General features: G+C 70.7%; 15 protein-coding genes and 1 tRNA gene. 8 read left to right on the top strand and 8 right to left on the bottom strand.

Annotation, left to right across the window (positions count from 1 at the left end):
• Positions 1 to 323, top strand: a 323-nt coding sequence (locus tag BM064_RS22495; protein WP_143103425.1) for a transposase domain-containing protein, incomplete at its 5' end; no start/stop codon positions are given.
• Positions 324 to 655: 332 nt separating this feature from the next.
• Here BM064_RS22495 and BM064_RS22490 read toward each other — a convergent pair.
• Both BM064_RS22490 and BM064_RS22485 read right to left on the bottom strand, forming a co-directional pair.
• Entirely contained in the window at positions 656 to 2,203 is a 1,548-nt protein-coding gene (locus tag BM064_RS22490; RefSeq protein WP_092864281.1) for a site-specific integrase, read from the bottom strand.
• Positions 2,204 to 2,304: 101 nt separating this feature from the next.
• Positions 2,305 to 2,391, bottom strand: a tRNA-Leu gene (locus tag BM064_RS22485).
• A 428-nt stretch (positions 2,392 to 2,819) separates the two neighbouring features.
• Here BM064_RS22485 and lipB point away from each other — a divergent pair.
• Positions 2,820 to 3,476 (top strand): lipoyl(octanoyl) transferase LipB, encoded by a 657-nt coding sequence (lipB, locus tag BM064_RS22480; RefSeq protein ID WP_092864278.1) that lies wholly within the window; start codon positions 2,820 to 2,822, stop codon positions 3,474 to 3,476.
• Between the two features lie 27 nt (positions 3,477 to 3,503).
• Here lipB and BM064_RS22475 read toward each other — a convergent pair whose 3' ends face one another.
• Together BM064_RS22475 and BM064_RS22470 are read right to left on the bottom strand one after the other, a co-directional pair.
• Complete coding sequence (locus BM064_RS22475; protein WP_092864275.1) at positions 3,504 to 3,902, bottom strand: hypothetical protein; 399 nt, start codon at positions 3,900 to 3,902, stop codon at positions 3,504 to 3,506.
• A 127-nt stretch (positions 3,903 to 4,029) separates the two neighbouring features.
• Positions 4,030 to 5,580, bottom strand: coding sequence for a tannase/feruloyl esterase family alpha/beta hydrolase (locus BM064_RS22470; RefSeq protein ID WP_177236372.1), 1,551 nt, complete (start codon positions 5,578 to 5,580; stop codon positions 4,030 to 4,032).
• Positions 5,581 to 6,114: 534 nt separating this feature from the next.
• On the opposite strand from BM064_RS22470, the gene ctaD reads away from it, so the two are divergent.
• Both ctaD and BM064_RS22460 read left to right on the top strand, forming a co-directional pair.
• Complete coding sequence (gene ctaD, locus BM064_RS22465) at positions 6,115 to 7,758, top strand: cytochrome c oxidase subunit I (protein ID WP_092864270.1); 1,644 nt, start codon at positions 6,115 to 6,117, stop codon at positions 7,756 to 7,758.
• A gap of 40 nt (positions 7,759 to 7,798) precedes the next feature.
• Positions 7,799 to 8,317: a DUF2244 domain-containing protein gene (locus tag BM064_RS22460; RefSeq protein ID WP_245779250.1), complete on the top strand. Its 519-nt coding sequence runs from the start codon at positions 7,799 to 7,801 to the stop codon at positions 8,315 to 8,317.
• A 429-nt stretch (positions 8,318 to 8,746) separates the two neighbouring features.
• Here BM064_RS22460 and BM064_RS22455 read toward each other — a convergent pair whose 3' ends face one another.
• Together BM064_RS22455 and BM064_RS22450 are read right to left on the bottom strand one after the other, a co-directional pair.
• Positions 8,747 to 9,163 (bottom strand): DUF6165 family protein, encoded by a 417-nt coding sequence (locus tag BM064_RS22455; protein WP_092864267.1) that lies wholly within the window; start codon positions 9,161 to 9,163, stop codon positions 8,747 to 8,749.
• Positions 9,160 to 10,599 carry a glycosyltransferase family 9 protein gene (locus tag BM064_RS22450; protein WP_092864264.1) on the bottom strand — a complete coding sequence of 480 codons (1,440 nt, stop codon included), beginning with the start codon at positions 10,597 to 10,599 and terminating at the stop codon, positions 9,160 to 9,162. The genes BM064_RS22455 and BM064_RS22450 overlap by 4 nt, the downstream gene beginning before the upstream one ends.
• Positions 10,600 to 10,785: 186 nt before the next feature.
• Here BM064_RS22450 and mgtE point away from each other — a divergent pair, with 186 nt between their 5' ends.
• On the top strand, positions 10,786 to 12,237 hold the full coding sequence (gene mgtE, locus BM064_RS22445) for a magnesium transporter (RefSeq protein ID WP_092864261.1): 1,452 nt from the start codon (positions 10,786 to 10,788) through the stop codon (positions 12,235 to 12,237).
• A gap of 156 nt (positions 12,238 to 12,393) precedes the next feature.
• On the opposite strand, the gene BM064_RS22440 is transcribed toward mgtE, so the two are convergent.
• Both BM064_RS22440 and BM064_RS22435 read right to left on the bottom strand, forming a co-directional pair.
• The gene (locus tag BM064_RS22440; protein WP_092864256.1) at positions 12,394 to 12,882 is read right to left on the bottom strand and encodes a hypothetical protein; all 489 of its coding nucleotides are present in this window, start codon (positions 12,880 to 12,882) and stop codon (positions 12,394 to 12,396) included.
• A 1-nt stretch (position 12,883) separates the two neighbouring features.
• Complete coding sequence (locus tag BM064_RS22435; protein WP_092864253.1) at positions 12,884 to 13,210, bottom strand: hypothetical protein; 327 nt, start codon at positions 13,208 to 13,210, stop codon at positions 12,884 to 12,886.
• Between the two features lie 205 nt (positions 13,211 to 13,415).
• On the opposite strand from BM064_RS22435, the gene BM064_RS22430 reads away from it, so the two are divergent.
• From BM064_RS22430 to BM064_RS22420, 3 genes are read left to right on the top strand one after another with little or no spacing between them, the layout of a single operon-like run.
• Complete coding sequence (locus tag BM064_RS22430) at positions 13,416 to 14,330, top strand: AAA family ATPase (protein WP_092864250.1); 915 nt, start codon at positions 13,416 to 13,418, stop codon at positions 14,328 to 14,330.
• Positions 14,330 to 14,716, top strand: a complete 387-nt coding sequence (locus tag BM064_RS22425; RefSeq protein WP_218161106.1) for a VOC family protein — start codon at positions 14,330 to 14,332, stop codon at positions 14,714 to 14,716. Before BM064_RS22430 ends, BM064_RS22425 begins: the two co-directional genes overlap by 1 nt.
• Entirely contained in the window at positions 14,717 to 15,964 is a 1,248-nt protein-coding gene (locus BM064_RS22420) for a vWA domain-containing protein (RefSeq protein WP_092864247.1), read from the top strand.
• Positions 15,965 to 15,996 lie beyond the last annotated feature (32 nt).

Here is a 15,996-nt window from a genome sequence, read left to right as displayed (position 1 = left end):
CCAAGACGCCGCTCGCCGCCGCGATCCGCTATGCCCTGGCCCGGATAGCCCGCCTGCGGCCCTGGCTCGACCATGGCGTCCTCGAGATCGACAACAACGCGGCCGAGCGGGCCATGCGCGCCATCGCCCTGGGACGGAAGAATTATCTCTTCATCGGCTCCGAGGCTGGCGGCCGTGCAGCGGCCATCGCCTACACCCTGATCGAGACCGCGAAGCTCAACGGCGTCGACCCCACGGCCTGGCTCGCCGACACCCTCGCCCGCATCCCGGACTGCAAGATCAACAGGATCGGAGATCTGCTCCCCTGGAATTACGCCAGATAGCGGTCAGGCCGGACGCTTACGGGTGAGATTGCGGGCCGCGCGGAGCACGGACTCCGAGCAGTCAAGAACAGCCGCAATGGCGGCATGGGATAGGTAAAGCCCTGCCTGCGGCATTGCTTGAACTCCGGATTGTGATGTGAAGATGAGAACGGACCCCGTCCGCAAATAAGGAACGCCCCGCGTTCTTTATCTAAGCTAACTGTCTCATGTACGGCGCGGAATGTCAAGATTCCGCGCAGAATGGGCCACCCCCCACGGATCGACGCTGGGCAGGCGGCATCACCCGGTGCGGAGGCTCCGCGCCGGGTGTCTCGTCGAGGCTGGCGAGGTGCTCAGCCGGCGGCGGGGTCGATCTTCGAGAGGCTTTCGAGGAGGGCAGGGAGCGCTGGCCCAGCGCCGTAGGCGGCTTGGGAGTCGCCGTTGGCGGAGCGGCCCGCCAGCACGCGGCGGTGGCTCTGCTGCATGTTGGCCGCGTCAGCGGCATCTTCCCAAGCGTGGCGGAAGGAGTGAAACACCAGCGTGGGGTCGGTGATGCCGAGTTGCTCGCGCAGCATCCGCGAGAACCGCTTCCCGTACCGCTCGGTGAAGCGTCCTCGCGCATCGGGCTTCAACTCGTGAGGCGGCTTGCCCCAGCGAGACGGTTCCATGAACAGAGGGCCGGTTTCGGGGCGCGTCCGAGCGAAGTCGACGAAGCCTGCGCGGATCACCGCGGGGTGCAGGGGGATCGTGCGTAGGGAAGCCTTGTTCTTGATCTTCTGATGTTCGTCTTCATCCGTGATGCTGATGCACCAAACCCCGTCGATTTCGCGGATGTCCTTTCCGTGAAGCTGCCCGATCTCCTCCCGGCGCGCGCCTTGGTATGCCGCAATGAGGGGGGCCCAGCGGTCAACGGTGCGCAAATCAAGGGTGGCGCAGTGCGCAAGAACGCTGCGGATGTCCGAGGGCGCGAATGGGGAGCGCGGGTTGCGAGCCGCTGAGTGCTTCGTGCGCCTCTTGATGACACGATACTGGTGCCACGGATCGCTCCTGAGATAGCCCTCAGGAACGGCGAACGCGGTCAGGCTCTTCAAGAGCGACACGTGAACCGCCTGAGTGGGTTCCCCGACTCGCGCTAGCTTCTTTGCTTCTGCGATCTTGATCGCTGTCTTGATGTCCGCGCCGCGCAGCTTCTTCGAGCTGGTGACCCTCGGTAGTTTCAAGACCGCTTCCGCATAGGCGCGCAGATGGGCAGTCGTGAGGGCATGGAGCGGAAGGTCGCCATGAAGCTCGATGAAGCGCCGAACTACCATGCGGTACGTGTCGCCGGTCTGCTTCTTCGTGTCCGTGGCGGTGATGTAGGCTTCCGCTAGTTCAAGCAGACCGAACGGTTCGCCGGGCACCGCTACGTCTCTGCCGAGTTCCTTGAGCACTTTGCCGGTAAGACGGGCGTCCTCTTCCGTCCTTGCGATCTCACGCGCGTGCGCGGCGTCAGCCTCGTCTTCGACCCAAGCCTCATAGCTGTTTTGGGGAGCGTAGACTTCCGCGGGCGGCTGTCTCGCATCCTCCAGCCAGCCCACGGCGGACTCGTATCGACGAATGAGGCCCTCAAGGCCTCCGCAGCTTTCGAAAATCTCACGGTACGAAGGGTGTAGCCGGTCCAGCATCGCAGCCAAGGACGCCTTTTGCTGCTTGCTCTCCAGCGCCTCGAACAGTTCTGCGCGAGCGAGGGTGACCTTCCGCTCGGCTTCTCGTGCGTCCTGCGTGCCGAGCGAGTGAACGAGATGCGTCCTGCCGCTGTGGGCGCTCTGAAGCTCGGGGGGGATGCGAAGGTTTAGGTAGTAGACCCCGCCACGAATCTTCGTATGCCGGACGCTGCCTTGCTGCCTCGTCGAGGGTGCCATTCGAGCCTCTGTACCACACCGGAGTGGCGCCCCCTGTGGTACAGCGGGGCCCCGCTAGGGGGTTGATGCTACTAGCATACTGATCTCGAAGGAAAGCCTGATGGTGCGGTCGAGAAGACTCGAACTTCCACGGGAGTTACCCCACAGCGACCTCAACGCTGCGCGTCTACCAATTCCGCCACGACCGCGGCCTCATCAGGCGGCGCGTCCTCTAGCACCCGCCGGGGGGCTTGTGAAGCCCCCTGCGCATGCTTCTCGCAAGGTTCCTCGCGTCAACCCGGGAAAAGGCTCGCGAGGGGAGAGTCCCGGTCCCGGCCCACACGCCGGTCCCGGTGCCCCCGGACCGGGCGCGAGCCCCCACGGCTCCGCTCCGGTCCCCCCTGGCGCCTGCGTTCCTCCCGCAGGAGGAGGGGGCGGCGCCTGACTCGTCGGCCCGCTGCGCGCAGGCCGTGGGGAGGTGATGCGCCGCGCGCCGTGACGGGACCGTGACGCGGATGCGGCGGCGGCGGGGACGGCGGCCGGCGACGGCGGCGGCCGTGGCCTGGGCGCAACGCTTGCCGCGGGCCGGCGGCGGAGCGATACCTGCCCCCGCAGGCCGCGCAGGGAGGGAGCCGCCATGCCCGAATGGCGCATCAGCGAGGGGCTGGTCCCCTATCCGCAGGCGCTCGCGGAGATGGAGGCGAGCGTCGCCGCCATCCGCGCGGGGCGGGCGGACGAGCTCGTCTGGCTGCTGGAGCATCCGCCCCTCTACACTGCCGGAACCTCGGCGCGACGCGAGGACCTGCTCGCGCCCGACCGCTTCCCGGTGTTCGAGGCGCGGCGGGGAGGCGAATACACCTACCACGGCCCCGGCCAGCGGGTGGCCTACGCGATGCTGGACCTCAACAGGCGGGGACGGGACCTGCGGGTGTTCGTGGGGCGGCTCGAGGAGTGGGTGATTCGAACCCTCGCCGCCTTCGGCGTGACCGGCGAGCGGCGCCCGGGCCGGGTCGGCGTGTGGGTGGTGCGGCCGGAGAAGGCGCCCGGCCCCGACGGCGCGCCGGCCGAGGACAAGATCGCCGCCATCGGCCTGCGGCTGCGTCACTGGGTGAGCTTCCACGGCATCTCGATCAACCTCGAGCCCGAGCTGGAGCATTTCTCCGGCATCGTGCCCTGCGGGATCTCCGGATACGGGGTGACCTCGCTGGCGGACCTCGGCCTGATCGTGTCGATGCCCGAGCTCGACATGGCGCTGCGCGAGGCGTTCGAGGAGGTGTTCGGCCCGGCCGGCTGACGCCGCCGCCGGTCCGGGCCGGGCGGGTCAGTCGCGCACGTTCACCTCGACGTCGTGCGCGCCGCCGCCGACGGTCGCGTTCTCGACGGTCAGGGTGAAGGTCTCCTCGCCGCGCTGGCTGAAGGCGTGGAAGACGAAGGCCGCGCCCTCGACCTCCTGGCCGGCGCAGGGGCCCTCGGGGACCGTGGCGACGACGGCGCGGGTGTCGACCCGGCCGAGACGGGGCGTGGCCGAGAGCGTCGCCGAGGGCAGGCCGGCGGAGGCGCAGGAGGAATCGAGCGCGAAGGCGGTCAGGATCGGCGCCTCGGTCTCGATGTCCATGCCCAGGCGGACCGGCTCGGCCGCGGCCGGGGCCGCGAGCCCCGCCAGCAGCAGCGCGGGAAGGGCGAGACGCAGGGCGCGCGGGGCGCGATGGGGGCGGGGCATTGCAGTCCTCCTCTGATGCAATCGCGCGCACGCTACCGGGTCCGGGCCGGAATCGCGAACCCGGTTGCGGGGAGGCGCCCCCGCGGGGCCGGGGGCGGGAGGGGCCGGGCCCCCTCCCGCGCAAGCCTCAGCGGCAGGCGAAGCCGGCGGCGGAGGCGACGTCGCCCGCGCCGTCCCAGACCGCGGTCTGCGGGTAGGGGCAGTGGGGGCGGGTGTCGCCGGCGGCGTTCGCGCCCACGATCGCCTCGGGGGCGACGCCCTGCTCGACCCAGGCCATCAGGGGCGCGATCCAGTCGACGCGGTCGAAGCCGATCCCGCCGCGGCAGTGGACCATGCCGGGAACCATGTAGAGGCGCAGGATCTCGGCGGCGGCGGCCCTGGGGTCCTCGGCGCCCTGCGCGGCGAGACGGGCCTCGACGCTCTCGAGGTAGCGGATCGAGAACAGCGGGTTGATGCCGACGTCCGCCCAGCCGTGATACATCAGCATCTTGCCGCCCAGCTTCGTCATCGCGTCCAGGTCGGGGTCGTCGGCGTTGTAGATCTTGCCCTTGAAGGCTGCCATTTCCTGCGGGTGAACATCGAAGTCGAAGTCGGTCACGTAGTTGAAGTCCGGCCGGTCCTCGGGGAACATCAGCCAGTTGAAGCTGTCGTGGACGATGACGTGGGCCAGCGGCGGGCGCTTGCTGTCCGCGGGCTTGGTCACGAACAGGTCCCAGCCGCCCTTGATCGCCTCGGCGCCCGGCAGGAGGCCGGGGACCACCTCCTCGCCCCGGGAGGTCTTCGCGCCGGCGTAGATCAGCGACAGGGCCTCGACCTGGGCGTCGGTGGCGCAGGATCCGTCGGCGGGGGCCTCTGCGCCCTCGCAGCGGGGCAGGTCGACGGCGGGGTCGAAGGCGCAGGCGCGGGGGTCGGAGATCAGCCCGTCCTCCAGCCCGTCGAGCGCGTCGCATTTGGCGACGACATGCGTGCCGAGCGCCAGGATCTGCTCGGCCGAGATCAGCGGCGCCTCGGCCGCGGGATCCTCGCCGAACAGGCGGCCGGCGAAGGCGGGGGCCGAGATCTGGGCCCAGGTGTAGGGATAGACCGGGGCGCCGATGGCGTAGCCGTCGAAGTCGGTGGGATGGCGCTGCGCCTCCATCATCCCCTGGCGCCCGCCGGTGGAGCAGCCGGCCCAGTAGGAGAAGCTGGGCGCCTCGGCGTAGAACTCTTCCACGATGTCCTTGGCGACGACCGCGGTCTCGTGCGGGGCGCGGTAGGCGAAGTCGAGCTCCATCTCCATCGAGCCCTTGCCGAAGCGGGCGGAGGCCTGCTCGGGGATCGCGTCGGAGTGGCCGGCGTCGGTGGTGGCGGTGGCGAAGCCCTTCGCGCGGTGGGGCGCCATGGCCTCGAGCTCCAGCTCGCCCGCCTTGCCGCCGTTGCCCACCATCAGGAAGCGGCCGTTCCAGTCCGCCGGCAGGTGCACGGCGAAGCCGATGTTGCCGCCGATGGTCCCGCGCAGGTCGCAGTAGGCGAAGCCCGCGTCGTCCGAGACCGGCTCGACCGAGGCGATCTCCACGTCGGGCATCCCGTAGCGCGCGGCGAAGGCGGCGCAGTCCTGCGCCTCGATCGCGCGGGCGGAGACGGGGACGAGCGCGATGGGGGTCAGCGCGGCGAGCGCAAGCGGCAGGGCTCTGGGCATGGTCGGATCCTCGGCAGCGGCGGGAGACCTGAAACGTGCAGACAATAAGGATTCCATGCAATTCAAATGTCCGGACGAGCGGGCGGGGCGGCGGGCGCCCCGGGCCGCCGTCGCTTGAAACGACACCTGCGCCGTGTTGAATGCGAGGAGTCCCTCCGGCCGGCGCCGGGGGGAATCGGCGGGGGGCGGACCCGGATTCGGACCGGATTCGGGGGCGAGTCGCCGTCGCCCTGCGCCGATCGCGCCCTTGCGGGACGGGATCTCGCCAGCGGCGAAACGGTCGCGTGGACGTCGCCGGCAAAATCGGTATGGTCCGCGCAGACTTCGGGGAGTCTCCGCGCCCGCGGCGCGGGCGGGGGGCTTTCCAGGAAGACGAGGTTGATCCGGCGGGCTGCATTCGTCGTATCAACCGCAGAGCGGAACCCGACCGGGCAGGGACGGTTGCGCGAACGAGACATTCCCCGGGGCGAGGGAGCCCCGGACCGGGACCGGCGTCGGGCAGGCGCCGTTCCGGCTTGCGGCAGGAGTGCAGACATGGCGGATGCGGCGGCCCACGCGCATGACGACCACCACCCGGGGTTCTTCACCCGGTGGTTCCTCTCGACCAACCACAAGGACATCGGGGTTCTGTACCTGATCACCTCGGCGGTGCTCGGTCTGATCTCGGTGGCTTTCACCATGTACATGCGGCTCGAGCTCATGGAGCCGGGCGTGCAGTACATGCTGATGGAGGACGGCGTCACGCCGAACGGCCATCTGTGGAACGTGATGATCACGGCCCACGGCATCCTGATGATGTTCTTCGTCGTGATCCCCGCGCTGTTCGGGGGCTTCGGCAACTACTTCATGCCGCTGATGATCGGCGCGCCGGACATGGCGTTCCCGCGGATGAACAACCTCAGCTACTGGCTGTATGTCTGCGGCTCGACGCTGGCGGTGCTGTCGGTGGTGTCGCCGGGCGGCGACCAGCAGCTCGGGTCCGGCGTGGGCTGGGTGCTCTATGCGCCGCTGTCGACGCGCGAGGCCGGGTACTCGATGGATCTCGCGATCTTCGCGGTCCACGTCTCGGGCGCCTCGTCGATCCTGGGCGCGATCAACATGATCACGACCTTCCTGAACATGCGCGCGCCGGGGATGACCCTGCACAAGGCGCCGCTGTTCGCCTGGTCGATCTTCGTGACCGCCTTCCTCATCCTGCTGTCGCTGCCCGTCCTGGCCGGCGCCATCACCATGCTGCTGACGGACCGCAACTTCGGCACGACCTTCTTCGATCCGGCCGGCGGCGGGGACCCGGTGCTCTACCAGCACCTGCTGTGGTTCTTCGGTCACCCCGAGGTCTACATGATCATCGTGCCGGGCTTCGGCATCGTCAGCCACGTGATCTCGACCTTCTCCAAGAAGCCGGTCTTCGGCTACCTGGGCATGGTCTACGCGATGGTCGGCATCGGCATTCTGGGCTTCGTCGTGTGGGCGCACCACATGTACACCGTGGGCATGTCCCACACCCAGCAGGCCTACTTCATGCTGGCCACGATGGTCATCGCGGTGCCGACCGGCATCAAGATCTTCTCGTGGATCGCCACCATGTGGGGCGGGTCGATCAGCTTCAAGACGCCCATGCTCTGGGCGCTGGGCTTCATCTTCCTGTTCACCGTCGGCGGCGTGACCGGCGTGGTGCTGTCGCAGGCCGGCGTCGACCGCGCCTACCATGACACCTACTACGTGGTCGCCCACTTCCACTACGTGATGAGCCTCGGCGCGGTGTTCTGCATCTTCGCCGGCGTCTACTACTGGATCGGCAAGATCACCGGGCGCCAGTACCCGGAGATGCTGGGCAAGATCCACTTCTGGATGATGTTCATCGGCGCCAACCTGACCTTCTTCCCCCAGCACTTCCTGGGCCGTCAGGGCATGCCGCGCCGCTACATCGACTATCCCGAGCAGTTCTCGCTGTGGAACGAGGTCTCGTCCTACGGCGCCTTCCTCTCGGGCCTGTCCTTCCTGCTCTTCTTCTACATCGTCTGGGTGACGGTCACGAAGGGCGAGAAGATCACCGAGAAGGCCTACTGGGGCGAGCACGCCGACACCCTCGAGTGGACGCTGCCCAACCCCCCGCCGGCCCACACCTTCGAGCAGCTGCCGACCCCTGACATGTGGGACAAGCAGCCCCACCACTGACCGCAGAGGTCTGACGTGGACGCGAACGCCCAGGCGGCGCGTGGAAATCGGACGGCCGGGGGGGAACCCCCCGGCCGTCGACCGTTCCGACCCGCCCCTCTACGAGGTCACGCTGTGGCCCAACCGCTCGCTCGGACGCCGCGGCTTCGGCGTGGTGATGGGCGGATCGGCGGCGATGCTGTCGCTGCCGATGATCCCGCTCGCCGGAACCAAGGCCGCCCTGGGGCTGCTGCCCTTCGTGCTGGGCGCGCTCGGCGCGCTGGGCTGGTTCCTGCGCCGCAACGCCCGCGACCTGTCCCTGCACGAGCAGCTCCGCCTCTGGCCCGACCTGATCACGGTCGAGCGCCACGAGCCCTCCGGCCGCGTGCTGCGCTGGCAGGCCAATCCCCACTGGGTGCGGCTGAAGCTCGACCCCGACGGGCGGCCGCAGAACTACCTGACTCTGAAGGGCGGCGGACGCGAGATCGAACTGGGCGCGTTCCTGAGCCCGGAGGAGCGCGCGGAGCTCGCCGAGCAGATCGAAATGGCGATGGCCCGGGCGCGGGGGGCGTCGGGCTGAGCGCAGGATGGTCGAGGCAAGCGGTCTGCAGGCGCCCTGCGGGCGGGCCTGGCCGGGTCGAGCCGGCGGGGAGAGGCGCGAGACAGGCTGGCGGAGGAGCCTCCGGCGGGCTCCTGACTCACCCAAGAACAAAGCGCCCGCGCCTGTCCTCCGGAGCCGTCTCTCGCTGATGGATGCCTGAGCGACTCGGCCCCCGGGGTCAAGGACGAGCCGCGCTTCGCGCGGTCGCTGCGCGATCCTTGACCCCGGGGGCCGAGTCGCTCTTTCCGGCATCCGCGAGAGACGGCTCCGGAGAACAGGCGCTCCCCGAGGGCGCGAGGCGGGCGTGGCGCCGGGGCACTTGTTGGGGCGGGCGGGGCCTGGCGGCAGGCGGTCGGGGGCGCCGCGCCGGGGGCGCGGGTCCTCTGCCTGGGCCGCGGCCGGGCGGGGTCAGTAGAGGGGGTGGGACTTCTCTTCCATCAGGCGGGAGCGGAGCAGGAGGTTGATCTCCCGCTTCAGGGCCGCGCGGCGGTCGTTGAGGCGGTAGACCGAGCGGGCCAGCGCCACGAAGCCGGGGCCGAAATCGCCCCGGGATTCGCAGGCGCGCAGGTCGTCCTCGATGCTCCACAGGTCGCCGTTCACCTCGCGCAGCGCGTCGGTGAGATCGTCCAGCTCCGCCGGCGCGGGCAGGGCCGCGTCGCGGGCCGCCACCAGCAGCTCCAGCTCGGTCGTCACATTGAACCGCCGCGAGGGGTCGGAGAGGCGCTGCGACTTGATCTCCAGGATCGTGATCTTGTCGATCAGCTCGCCCGGCGAGATCTCGACCATCACGCCGGTCTCGCCGGAACGGGGGGAGGGGGCGGTCATGGCCGGGCTCCTTTGCGGGCGGCGAGGTCTGAAACGCCCCTGGCCACCGTCTCCATCGGCCCGTCCCAGTCTCCGGGAGCGGGCTGGCGCACGAGGCGCATCGTCGGGTGCCAGGGGGTCGCCTCCCCGGCGTGGCCGTAAAGCCAGAAGGGCGAATAGGCGAGCAGGTTCCACACCGGTCGTCCCAGCGCCGCCGCGAGATGCGCCACGGCGGTGTCCATCGTCACCACCAGGTCCAGCTCGCGGATCGTGGCGGCGGCGTCGGCGAAGTCGCGCTCCTCCCCCGCCGCGTCCACGATCAGGGCCGAGGCGGGCGAGCGGCGGAACCCCTCCAGCAGCGGCCCCTTGTAGAGGCTGAAGAGCTGCACGCCGGGGATCCGTGCCAGCGGCAGGAACCGCTCCGGACCGAAGCTGCGCTTGAAGTTGGCCTTGTAGGTGACCGAGCCCGACCAGCACACGCCCACCCGCAGCATCCCCTCCCACGGCTGCAGCAGCCTGCGCGCGCGGGAGCGGGAGTCGCCCGGGACCCGCAGCTTCGGCGAGGGCGGCAGGCGGGCCGCGTCGCAGCCGAGCCGGCCGGGCAGGTCCATCATGTAGGTCGTGAAATCGGCCTGCGGGCGGGGGGCGCCGATCTCGACCAGCGCGTCCACGCCCTCGACGCCCTGGAACAGGCGCTTCAAGGGCGGCTTCACCGCCAGGATCACATGGGCGCCGCGGGCCTTGAGCGCGGGCAGGAAGCGGCTCATCAGGATCGTGTCGCCGAAGCCCTGCTCGGGCAGGACCAGGATGCGGCGGCCCTCGAGCGGCTCGCCCGCCCATTCGGGCCCGGGGGCGTCGCCCTTGGCGATCTCGCCGATCTCCCAGCGCGCGTCGAAGGCGGGGAAGCCGCGGGCGTAGTCGCCCGCCGCCAGCATCGCCATGGCGCGCTGCACGCGCAGCTCGCCGTCGGCGGGGTGCAAGGCGAGGCCCGCCTCGGCCGTCGCCTGCGCCTCGTCCATCCGGCCCAGCGCGCGCAGGGTGACCGCGAGCATGGCGTGGGCGTCGGCGTCGCCGGGGCGGCGGCGCAGCACCTCGCGGCGGATCTCCAGCGCCTCGTCCAGCAGGTCGGCGTCCTGCAGCGCGTTGCCCAGGTTGTTGAGGATCGCCGCGTCCTCGGGCGCCAGCGCCTGGGCGCGGCGCTGGCAGGCGGCGGCGGCGAGGTGCTCGCCCCGGCGGCGGAGCAGGGCGCCGAGGTTGGTCCAGATCCCGGAATCCCGGGGCCGGCGCTGGAGATAGGCGCGATAGGCCGCGAAGGCCGCGTCGAGCGCGCCGGCCTGGTGCGCCTCGATCGCCTGCGCGCGCAGCTCGCCCAGCGTGCGCGGCGCGCCGGCGGCCGGCGGCGCCCCGGCCCCGCCGGGGCGGGCGCCGGCCTCGGCCTGCTCGCTCCCCTGGCCCATCCGCATCTCCCTCCTGCCGCGGGCGTCCGCGCGCCCGGCTTCGCGGCCCCATGACGCAGCCCCGCCCGGCGCCTGTCAACACCGCGGGCCCCGGGGCCGACGGCCGCTTGCTGCGGCGCTTCAAATGCTTGGCGGCGCGCGCTAGAAGGGCGGGTCCCAGCCCTCCCGCCTCCGAGAGGACCGCGCATGACCGACGCCGGAAACGACCGCAAGACCGACGCCGAGGACGATCCGCGCGAGGCGGAGCAGACGGCGCGGCAGGCGGAGCCGGCCGAAGAGAGCGAGTCCTGGGAGGACGAGTGGTCGCTCGACCCCACGCTGCCCGCGCGCGCCGCGGCGGCGGCGGCCGAGCGCGATCATATCGGCCTGAAGCGCCTGATCGAGGACCTGCACGCCGCCGACGTGGCGGACCTTCTCGAGCAGCTCGGCCATGACATGCGCGAGGCGGTGGTCCAGGTGCTGGGCGCCGACCTCGACCCCGAGGTGCTGTCGGAACTCGACGACGACGTGCGCGACGACGTGCTCGCCGCCATGGACCCCGAGCACCTGGCGCGCGCCGCGCGCGAGCTCGACGCAGACGACGTCGTCTACCTGATCGAGGACCTCGACGAGGACCAGCAGCAGAACGTCCTCGAGGCGCTGGAGCCGGTGGACCGGACCGCGGTCCAGCAGGCGCTGAACTACCCCGAATACACCGCCGGCCGCATGATGCGGCGCGATTTCGTGGCCGCCCCCCCGCACTGGACGGTGGGGCAGATGATCGACCACATGCGCGCCCATGACGACCTGCCCGACGCCTTCCACGACGTGGTGCTGGTGGACCCGGCGCTGAAGCCGGTGGGGCTGGCGCCGCTGAGCCGGATCATGGGCTCGGGGCGCGACCGGGTGCTCAGGGACCTGCAGCGCGACCAGATGGAGATCATCGACGCGACCGAGCCGCAGGCCGACGTCGCCTACGGCTTCAACCAGTATCACATGGCCAGCGCGCCGGTGGTGGACGAGGCGGGGCGGCTGGTCGGCGTGATCCTGATGGAAGACGCCATGGAGGCGCTGGACGAGGAGGCGGAAGAGGACCTCAAGCGCCTGTCGGGCGTCGGCGACGAGTCGCTCTCGGACAAGGTGTGGGAGATCACCAAGCTGCGCTTCCCGTGGCTGGCGGTGAACCTCGGGACCGCGATCCTCGCCTCGATGGTGATCTCGCAGTTCGACGCCACCATCGCCCAGATCGTGGCGCTGGCGGTGCTGATGCCGATCGTGGCCTCGATGGGGGGCAACGCGGCGACGCAGACGCTGGCGGTGGCGGTGCGCGCGCTGGCCACCCGCGACCTGACGGCGGCGAACATGCGCCGGCTGGTCACGCGCGAGACCGTGGTGGGCTTCACCAACGGCGTGATCTTCGCGGTGATGGTCGCGGTGGTGGAGGTGATCTGGTACGGCGACTACAAGCTCGCCGCGGTGATCGGGGTGGCGATGGTGATCAACATGGTCGCTGCGGGGCTGGCGGGGATCCTGATCCCCATCGCGCTCGACCGCGCGGGGGCGGACCCGGCGCTCGCCTCCGGCACCTTCGTGACCACGGTGACGGACGTGGTGGGCTTCTTCAGCTTCCTGGGACTGGCCGGAATGGTCCTGCTGTAGGGCGCATTTCAATGCGCCACGGCGGACAGGCCCGGCGGAGCGCCATGGCGCATTGAAATGCGCCCTACGGCCCGTCGCGCCATGCAAGAAGGGCCCGGCCTTTCGGCCGGACCCTTCCACGCATACCGGTTCATGCGCCCGACAGGGGGGGGATCGTCAGGGAAGCATGTCGTGGTACACGCGGCTCACGCGGCCGTCGGCGTCCACCGCGACCAGGTTCTCGCCCACGGCCAGCCACTGCGGCCCCGCGGGCAGGCGGCTGGCGAGCTTCGTCTCCACCGGTTTCGCGTTCGCGCCCTCCGGCAGGGGCTGGCCCACGTCCAGCGCCTGCTGCACCGCCTCGGAGGGGCCGTTCCCGCTCGACTGCTCGACGCCCGGGCCGTAGACCTCCTGCACGATGCGCGAGATCTCGCGCTCCTCCATGAAGGTGGCCTCCGAGAAGTCGACCGTCACCTGGTCCTTGGTCACGCCGTCGGTGACGGTGGTCACCGTGCGGGCGTCGTCCGTGGTCTGGGCCGAGGCCGAGATCGGGGCCAGCGCCGGCGCGAGGGACACCGCGCCCACGGTCATCGCCAGCATCGCGAAGGACGCGCTGCGCGGGCGGCGGGCCAGACGGGGGCTGCGAGCGGTGCGGGGGCGGGTCATGTCAGGACTCCTCGTTGGCGTCGTTGCGGTCGACGGCGCCCAGCGCGCCGGCGGGACCGATGGTGAGCTGCGAGGCCAGGGGCATCGCGGCGTCGTCGTCGGCGGCGGGAACGCCGCTCAGGGGGGAAGGCGCGGGCTCGCCGTCGCCTTCGGAAATCGCCGGCTCGACGCTCATCGCGTCGCCGCCGAAGCTCTGGATCGCGCCGGTCTCGGGCGCGCCGGTCCAGTCGAGCGCCTTGCCCGGGTCGGCCGAGGCCGCGCCGAACATCAGGGCCGACGCGAGCGTCGCGCCGGAGAGCAGGGTGGGGATCGTGCGCGGGTCGAGCATGGCCGTCCTCCTGGGTCTGCAGTCCGTGCCGCCGAACGCGCCTGCGTCGGGATGCCCCGCCCCAGGCCGGCGACATGCCCGAAAGGGAGGGGTTGACCTCTTCCCGTGCCGGGCTGTCTTGTTCGACGAGCTAGGACCGGCCCTCCCCCCAGCCAAGGGCGTTCCCCAAATGACCCAGAAAACGCCCCGATCGGAGGCTGAGACCATGTCGCAAGGACTTCCCGCAAACATAGACGAAGCCAGCGAAATTCTGGGTCGCGTCGGTTACGTCTGTGGCCGCGATCTCGCCACAGTCGTTTTCCTTGCGCTGAAGCTCGGACGGCCCCTGTTCCTCGAGGGCGAGGCCGGCGTGGGCAAGACCGAGATCGCCAAGGCCCTGGCGCTGGCGCTGGGCCGCCGCCTGATCCGCCTGCAGTGCTACGAGGGGCTGGACGCGGCCTCGGCGGTCTACGAGTGGAACTTCGCCGCGCAGATGGTCGCCATCCGCTCGGCCGAGGCGGTGGGGTCCGAGGACCGCGAGGCGCTGACCCGCGAGCTCTTCTCCGACGACTTCCTGATCGAGCGGCCGCTGCTGGAGGCGATGCGCCCCCAGCCCGGCGGCGCGCCGGTGCTGCTGATCGACGAGATCGACCGCACCGACGAGCCTTTCGAGGCCTTCCTGCTCGAGGCCCTGTCGGACTTCCAGGTGACGATCCCCGAGATCGGCGCGATCAAGGCCGAAGAGCCGCCGATCGTGATCCTCACCTCGAACCGCACGCGCGAGGTGCATGACGCGCTCAAACGCCGCTGCCTCTACCACTGGGTCGACTATCCCAACTTCGAGCGGGAGATGGAGATCCTGGCCGCCAAGGCCCCCGAGGCGCAGGAGAGCCTGAGCCGGGAGGTGGTGGCCTTCGTCCAGCAGCTCCGCCGCGAGGACCTGTTCAAGAAGCCGGGCGTGGCCGAGGCGATCGACTGGGCCCGCTGCCTGGTCGCGCTCGACGCCGTGGCGCTGAGCCCGCAGGTGATCGCCGACACGCTGGGCGCGATCCTGAAATACCAGGACGACATCGCCAAGATGCAGGGGTCGGAGGCGCGGCGGATCCTCGACAGCGCCCGCAACGCGATGCCGGTCGCCTGATGACCGGCATCGTGACCGCCATCGACCACCTGGTCCTGACCGTGCGCGACATCGAGGCGGCGGTCGACTTCTACGCCCGCGCCCTCGGCGTCGAGGCGGTGACCTTCGGGGCCGGCCGCCGGGCGCTGCAGATCGGGGACCAGAAGATCAACCTCCAGACCCTGGGCATGGAGCTGCGCAACTACGCGGGCATCGGCTCGGGCGACCTCTGCCTGCTGACCGAGCTGCCGCTCGCCGACGTCGTCGCCCGCCTGACCGGCGAGGGCACCGCCATCGTCGAGGGCCCGGTGCAGAAGACCGGCGCGCGCGGCCCCTTCATGTCCGTCTACTTCAACGACCCGGACGGAAACCTGATCGAGGTCTCGAACTACGCCGAGGCGCCCTGAATGGAGTTCGCGCCGCTGGAGATCCCCGAGGACGGCAAGCTCGCGGCCAACGTCGTCCACTTCGCCCGCGCTCTGCGCAAGGCCGGCCTGCCGGTCGGGCCGGGCCGGGTGACGGACGCGATCCGGGCGGTGGAGGCGGCCGGCTTCTCCGACAAGGCCGACTACTACTGGACGCTGCACGCCTGCTTCGTCTCGCGCCCCGAGCATCGCGCGGTCTTCGCCCAGACCTTCCGGCTGTTCTGGCGGGACCCCGAGTTCCTCGAGAAGATGATGCGCATGCTCTCGCCGATGCTGCAGAGCATGGAGGAGCCCCCCGCGCCGAAAGACGCCGAGCGCCGCGCCGCCGAGGCGCTGATGGCCGAGGCCGAGCCCCCGCCCCCGCCCGAGGGCGAGGAGGAGGGCGAGGAGATCGAGTTCGACGCGACCCTCACCTTCTCGACCGACGAAAAGCTCAAGCAGACCGATTTCGAGCAGATGACGGCGGCCGAGCAGCTCGCCGCAAGGCGCGCGATCTCCCGCCTGACGCTGCCGGTGAAGCCGATCGCGTCGCGGCGCACGCGGCCGTCGGTCTCGGGCAAGCGGCCGGACTGGCGGGCGACGATGCGCGCGGCGATGCGGCAGGGAGGGGACGTCTCGGCCTTCAAGACGCGGGCGCGGGCGGTGCGCTGGCCCAACCTCGTGGCGCTGTGCGACATCTCCGGCTCGATGAGCAGCTATTCGCGGATGCTGCTGCACTTCCTGCATGCGGCGGCGAACGAGAAGGGCGCGGGCTGGGCGAAGGTCCATGCCTTCACCTTCGGCACCCGGCTGACCAACGTCACCCGCCACCTGATGCAGCGCGACGCGGACGCGGCGCTCGCCGCCTGCGGGCGCGAGGCGCAGGACTGGGAAGGCGGCACGCGCATCGGCGAGTGCCTCAAGACCTTCAACCGCGACTGGTCGCGCCGGGTGTTGGGGCAGGGCGCGGTGGTGATCCTGATCACCGACGGGCTCGACCGCGACGACCCGGTGCGGCTGGCGGCGGAGGCCGAGCGCCTGCACCTGAGCTCGCGCAAGCTGATCTGGCTGAACCCGCTGCTGCGCTGGGACGGGTTCGCGCCGCGGGCCGGGGGCGTGAAGGCGCTGCTGCCCCACGTGGACAGCTTCCGCGCGGCCCACAACATCGACAGCCTCCAGGCGCTCGCCGACGCGCTCGCCCGGCCGGACGACCACGGCGAGAAGGACCGGCTGATGCGGCTGGTGGAGTAGGGCGCATTTCAATGCGCCAACCGCGCATCCCC

It is taken from the genome of Albimonas pacifica, from assembly GCF_900113695.1.
Lineage (GTDB): Bacteria > Pseudomonadota > Alphaproteobacteria > Rhodobacterales > Rhodobacteraceae > Albimonas > Albimonas pacifica.
This window is presented reverse-complemented; position numbering and strand designations above follow the sequence as displayed.

Bases quoted from the DNA above. Each gene is read 5' to 3' on its own strand.
- BM064_RS22490 (WP_092864281.1), bottom strand. From the start codon at position 2,203: ATGGCACCCTCGACGAGGCAGCAAGGCAGCGTCCGGCATACGAAGATT.
- lipB (WP_092864278.1), top strand. From the start codon at position 2,820: ATGCCCGAATGGCGCATCAGCGAGGGGCTGGTCCCCTATCCGCAGGCG.
- BM064_RS22475 (WP_092864275.1), bottom strand. From the start codon at position 3,902: ATGCCCCGCCCCCATCGCGCCCCGCGCGCCCTGCGTCTCGCCCTTCCC.
- BM064_RS22470 (WP_177236372.1), bottom strand. From the start codon at position 5,580: ATGCCCAGAGCCCTGCCGCTTGCGCTCGCCGCGCTGACCCCCATCGCG.
- ctaD (WP_092864270.1), top strand. From the start codon at position 6,115: ATGGCGGATGCGGCGGCCCACGCGCATGACGACCACCACCCGGGGTTC.
- BM064_RS22455 (WP_092864267.1), bottom strand. From the start codon at position 9,163: ATGACCGCCCCCTCCCCCCGTTCCGGCGAGACCGGCGTGATGGTCGAG.
- BM064_RS22450 (WP_092864264.1), bottom strand. From the start codon at position 10,599: ATGGGCCAGGGGAGCGAGCAGGCCGAGGCCGGCGCCCGCCCCGGCGGG.
- mgtE (WP_092864261.1), top strand. From the start codon at position 10,786: ATGACCGACGCCGGAAACGACCGCAAGACCGACGCCGAGGACGATCCG.
- BM064_RS22440 (WP_092864256.1), bottom strand. From the start codon at position 12,882: ATGACCCGCCCCCGCACCGCTCGCAGCCCCCGTCTGGCCCGCCGCCCG.
- BM064_RS22435 (WP_092864253.1), bottom strand. From the start codon at position 13,210: ATGCTCGACCCGCGCACGATCCCCACCCTGCTCTCCGGCGCGACGCTC.
- BM064_RS22430 (WP_092864250.1), top strand. From the start codon at position 13,416: ATGTCGCAAGGACTTCCCGCAAACATAGACGAAGCCAGCGAAATTCTG.
- BM064_RS22425 (WP_218161106.1), top strand. From the start codon at position 14,330: ATGACCGGCATCGTGACCGCCATCGACCACCTGGTCCTGACCGTGCGC.
- BM064_RS22420 (WP_092864247.1), top strand. From the start codon at position 14,717: ATGGAGTTCGCGCCGCTGGAGATCCCCGAGGACGGCAAGCTCGCGGCC.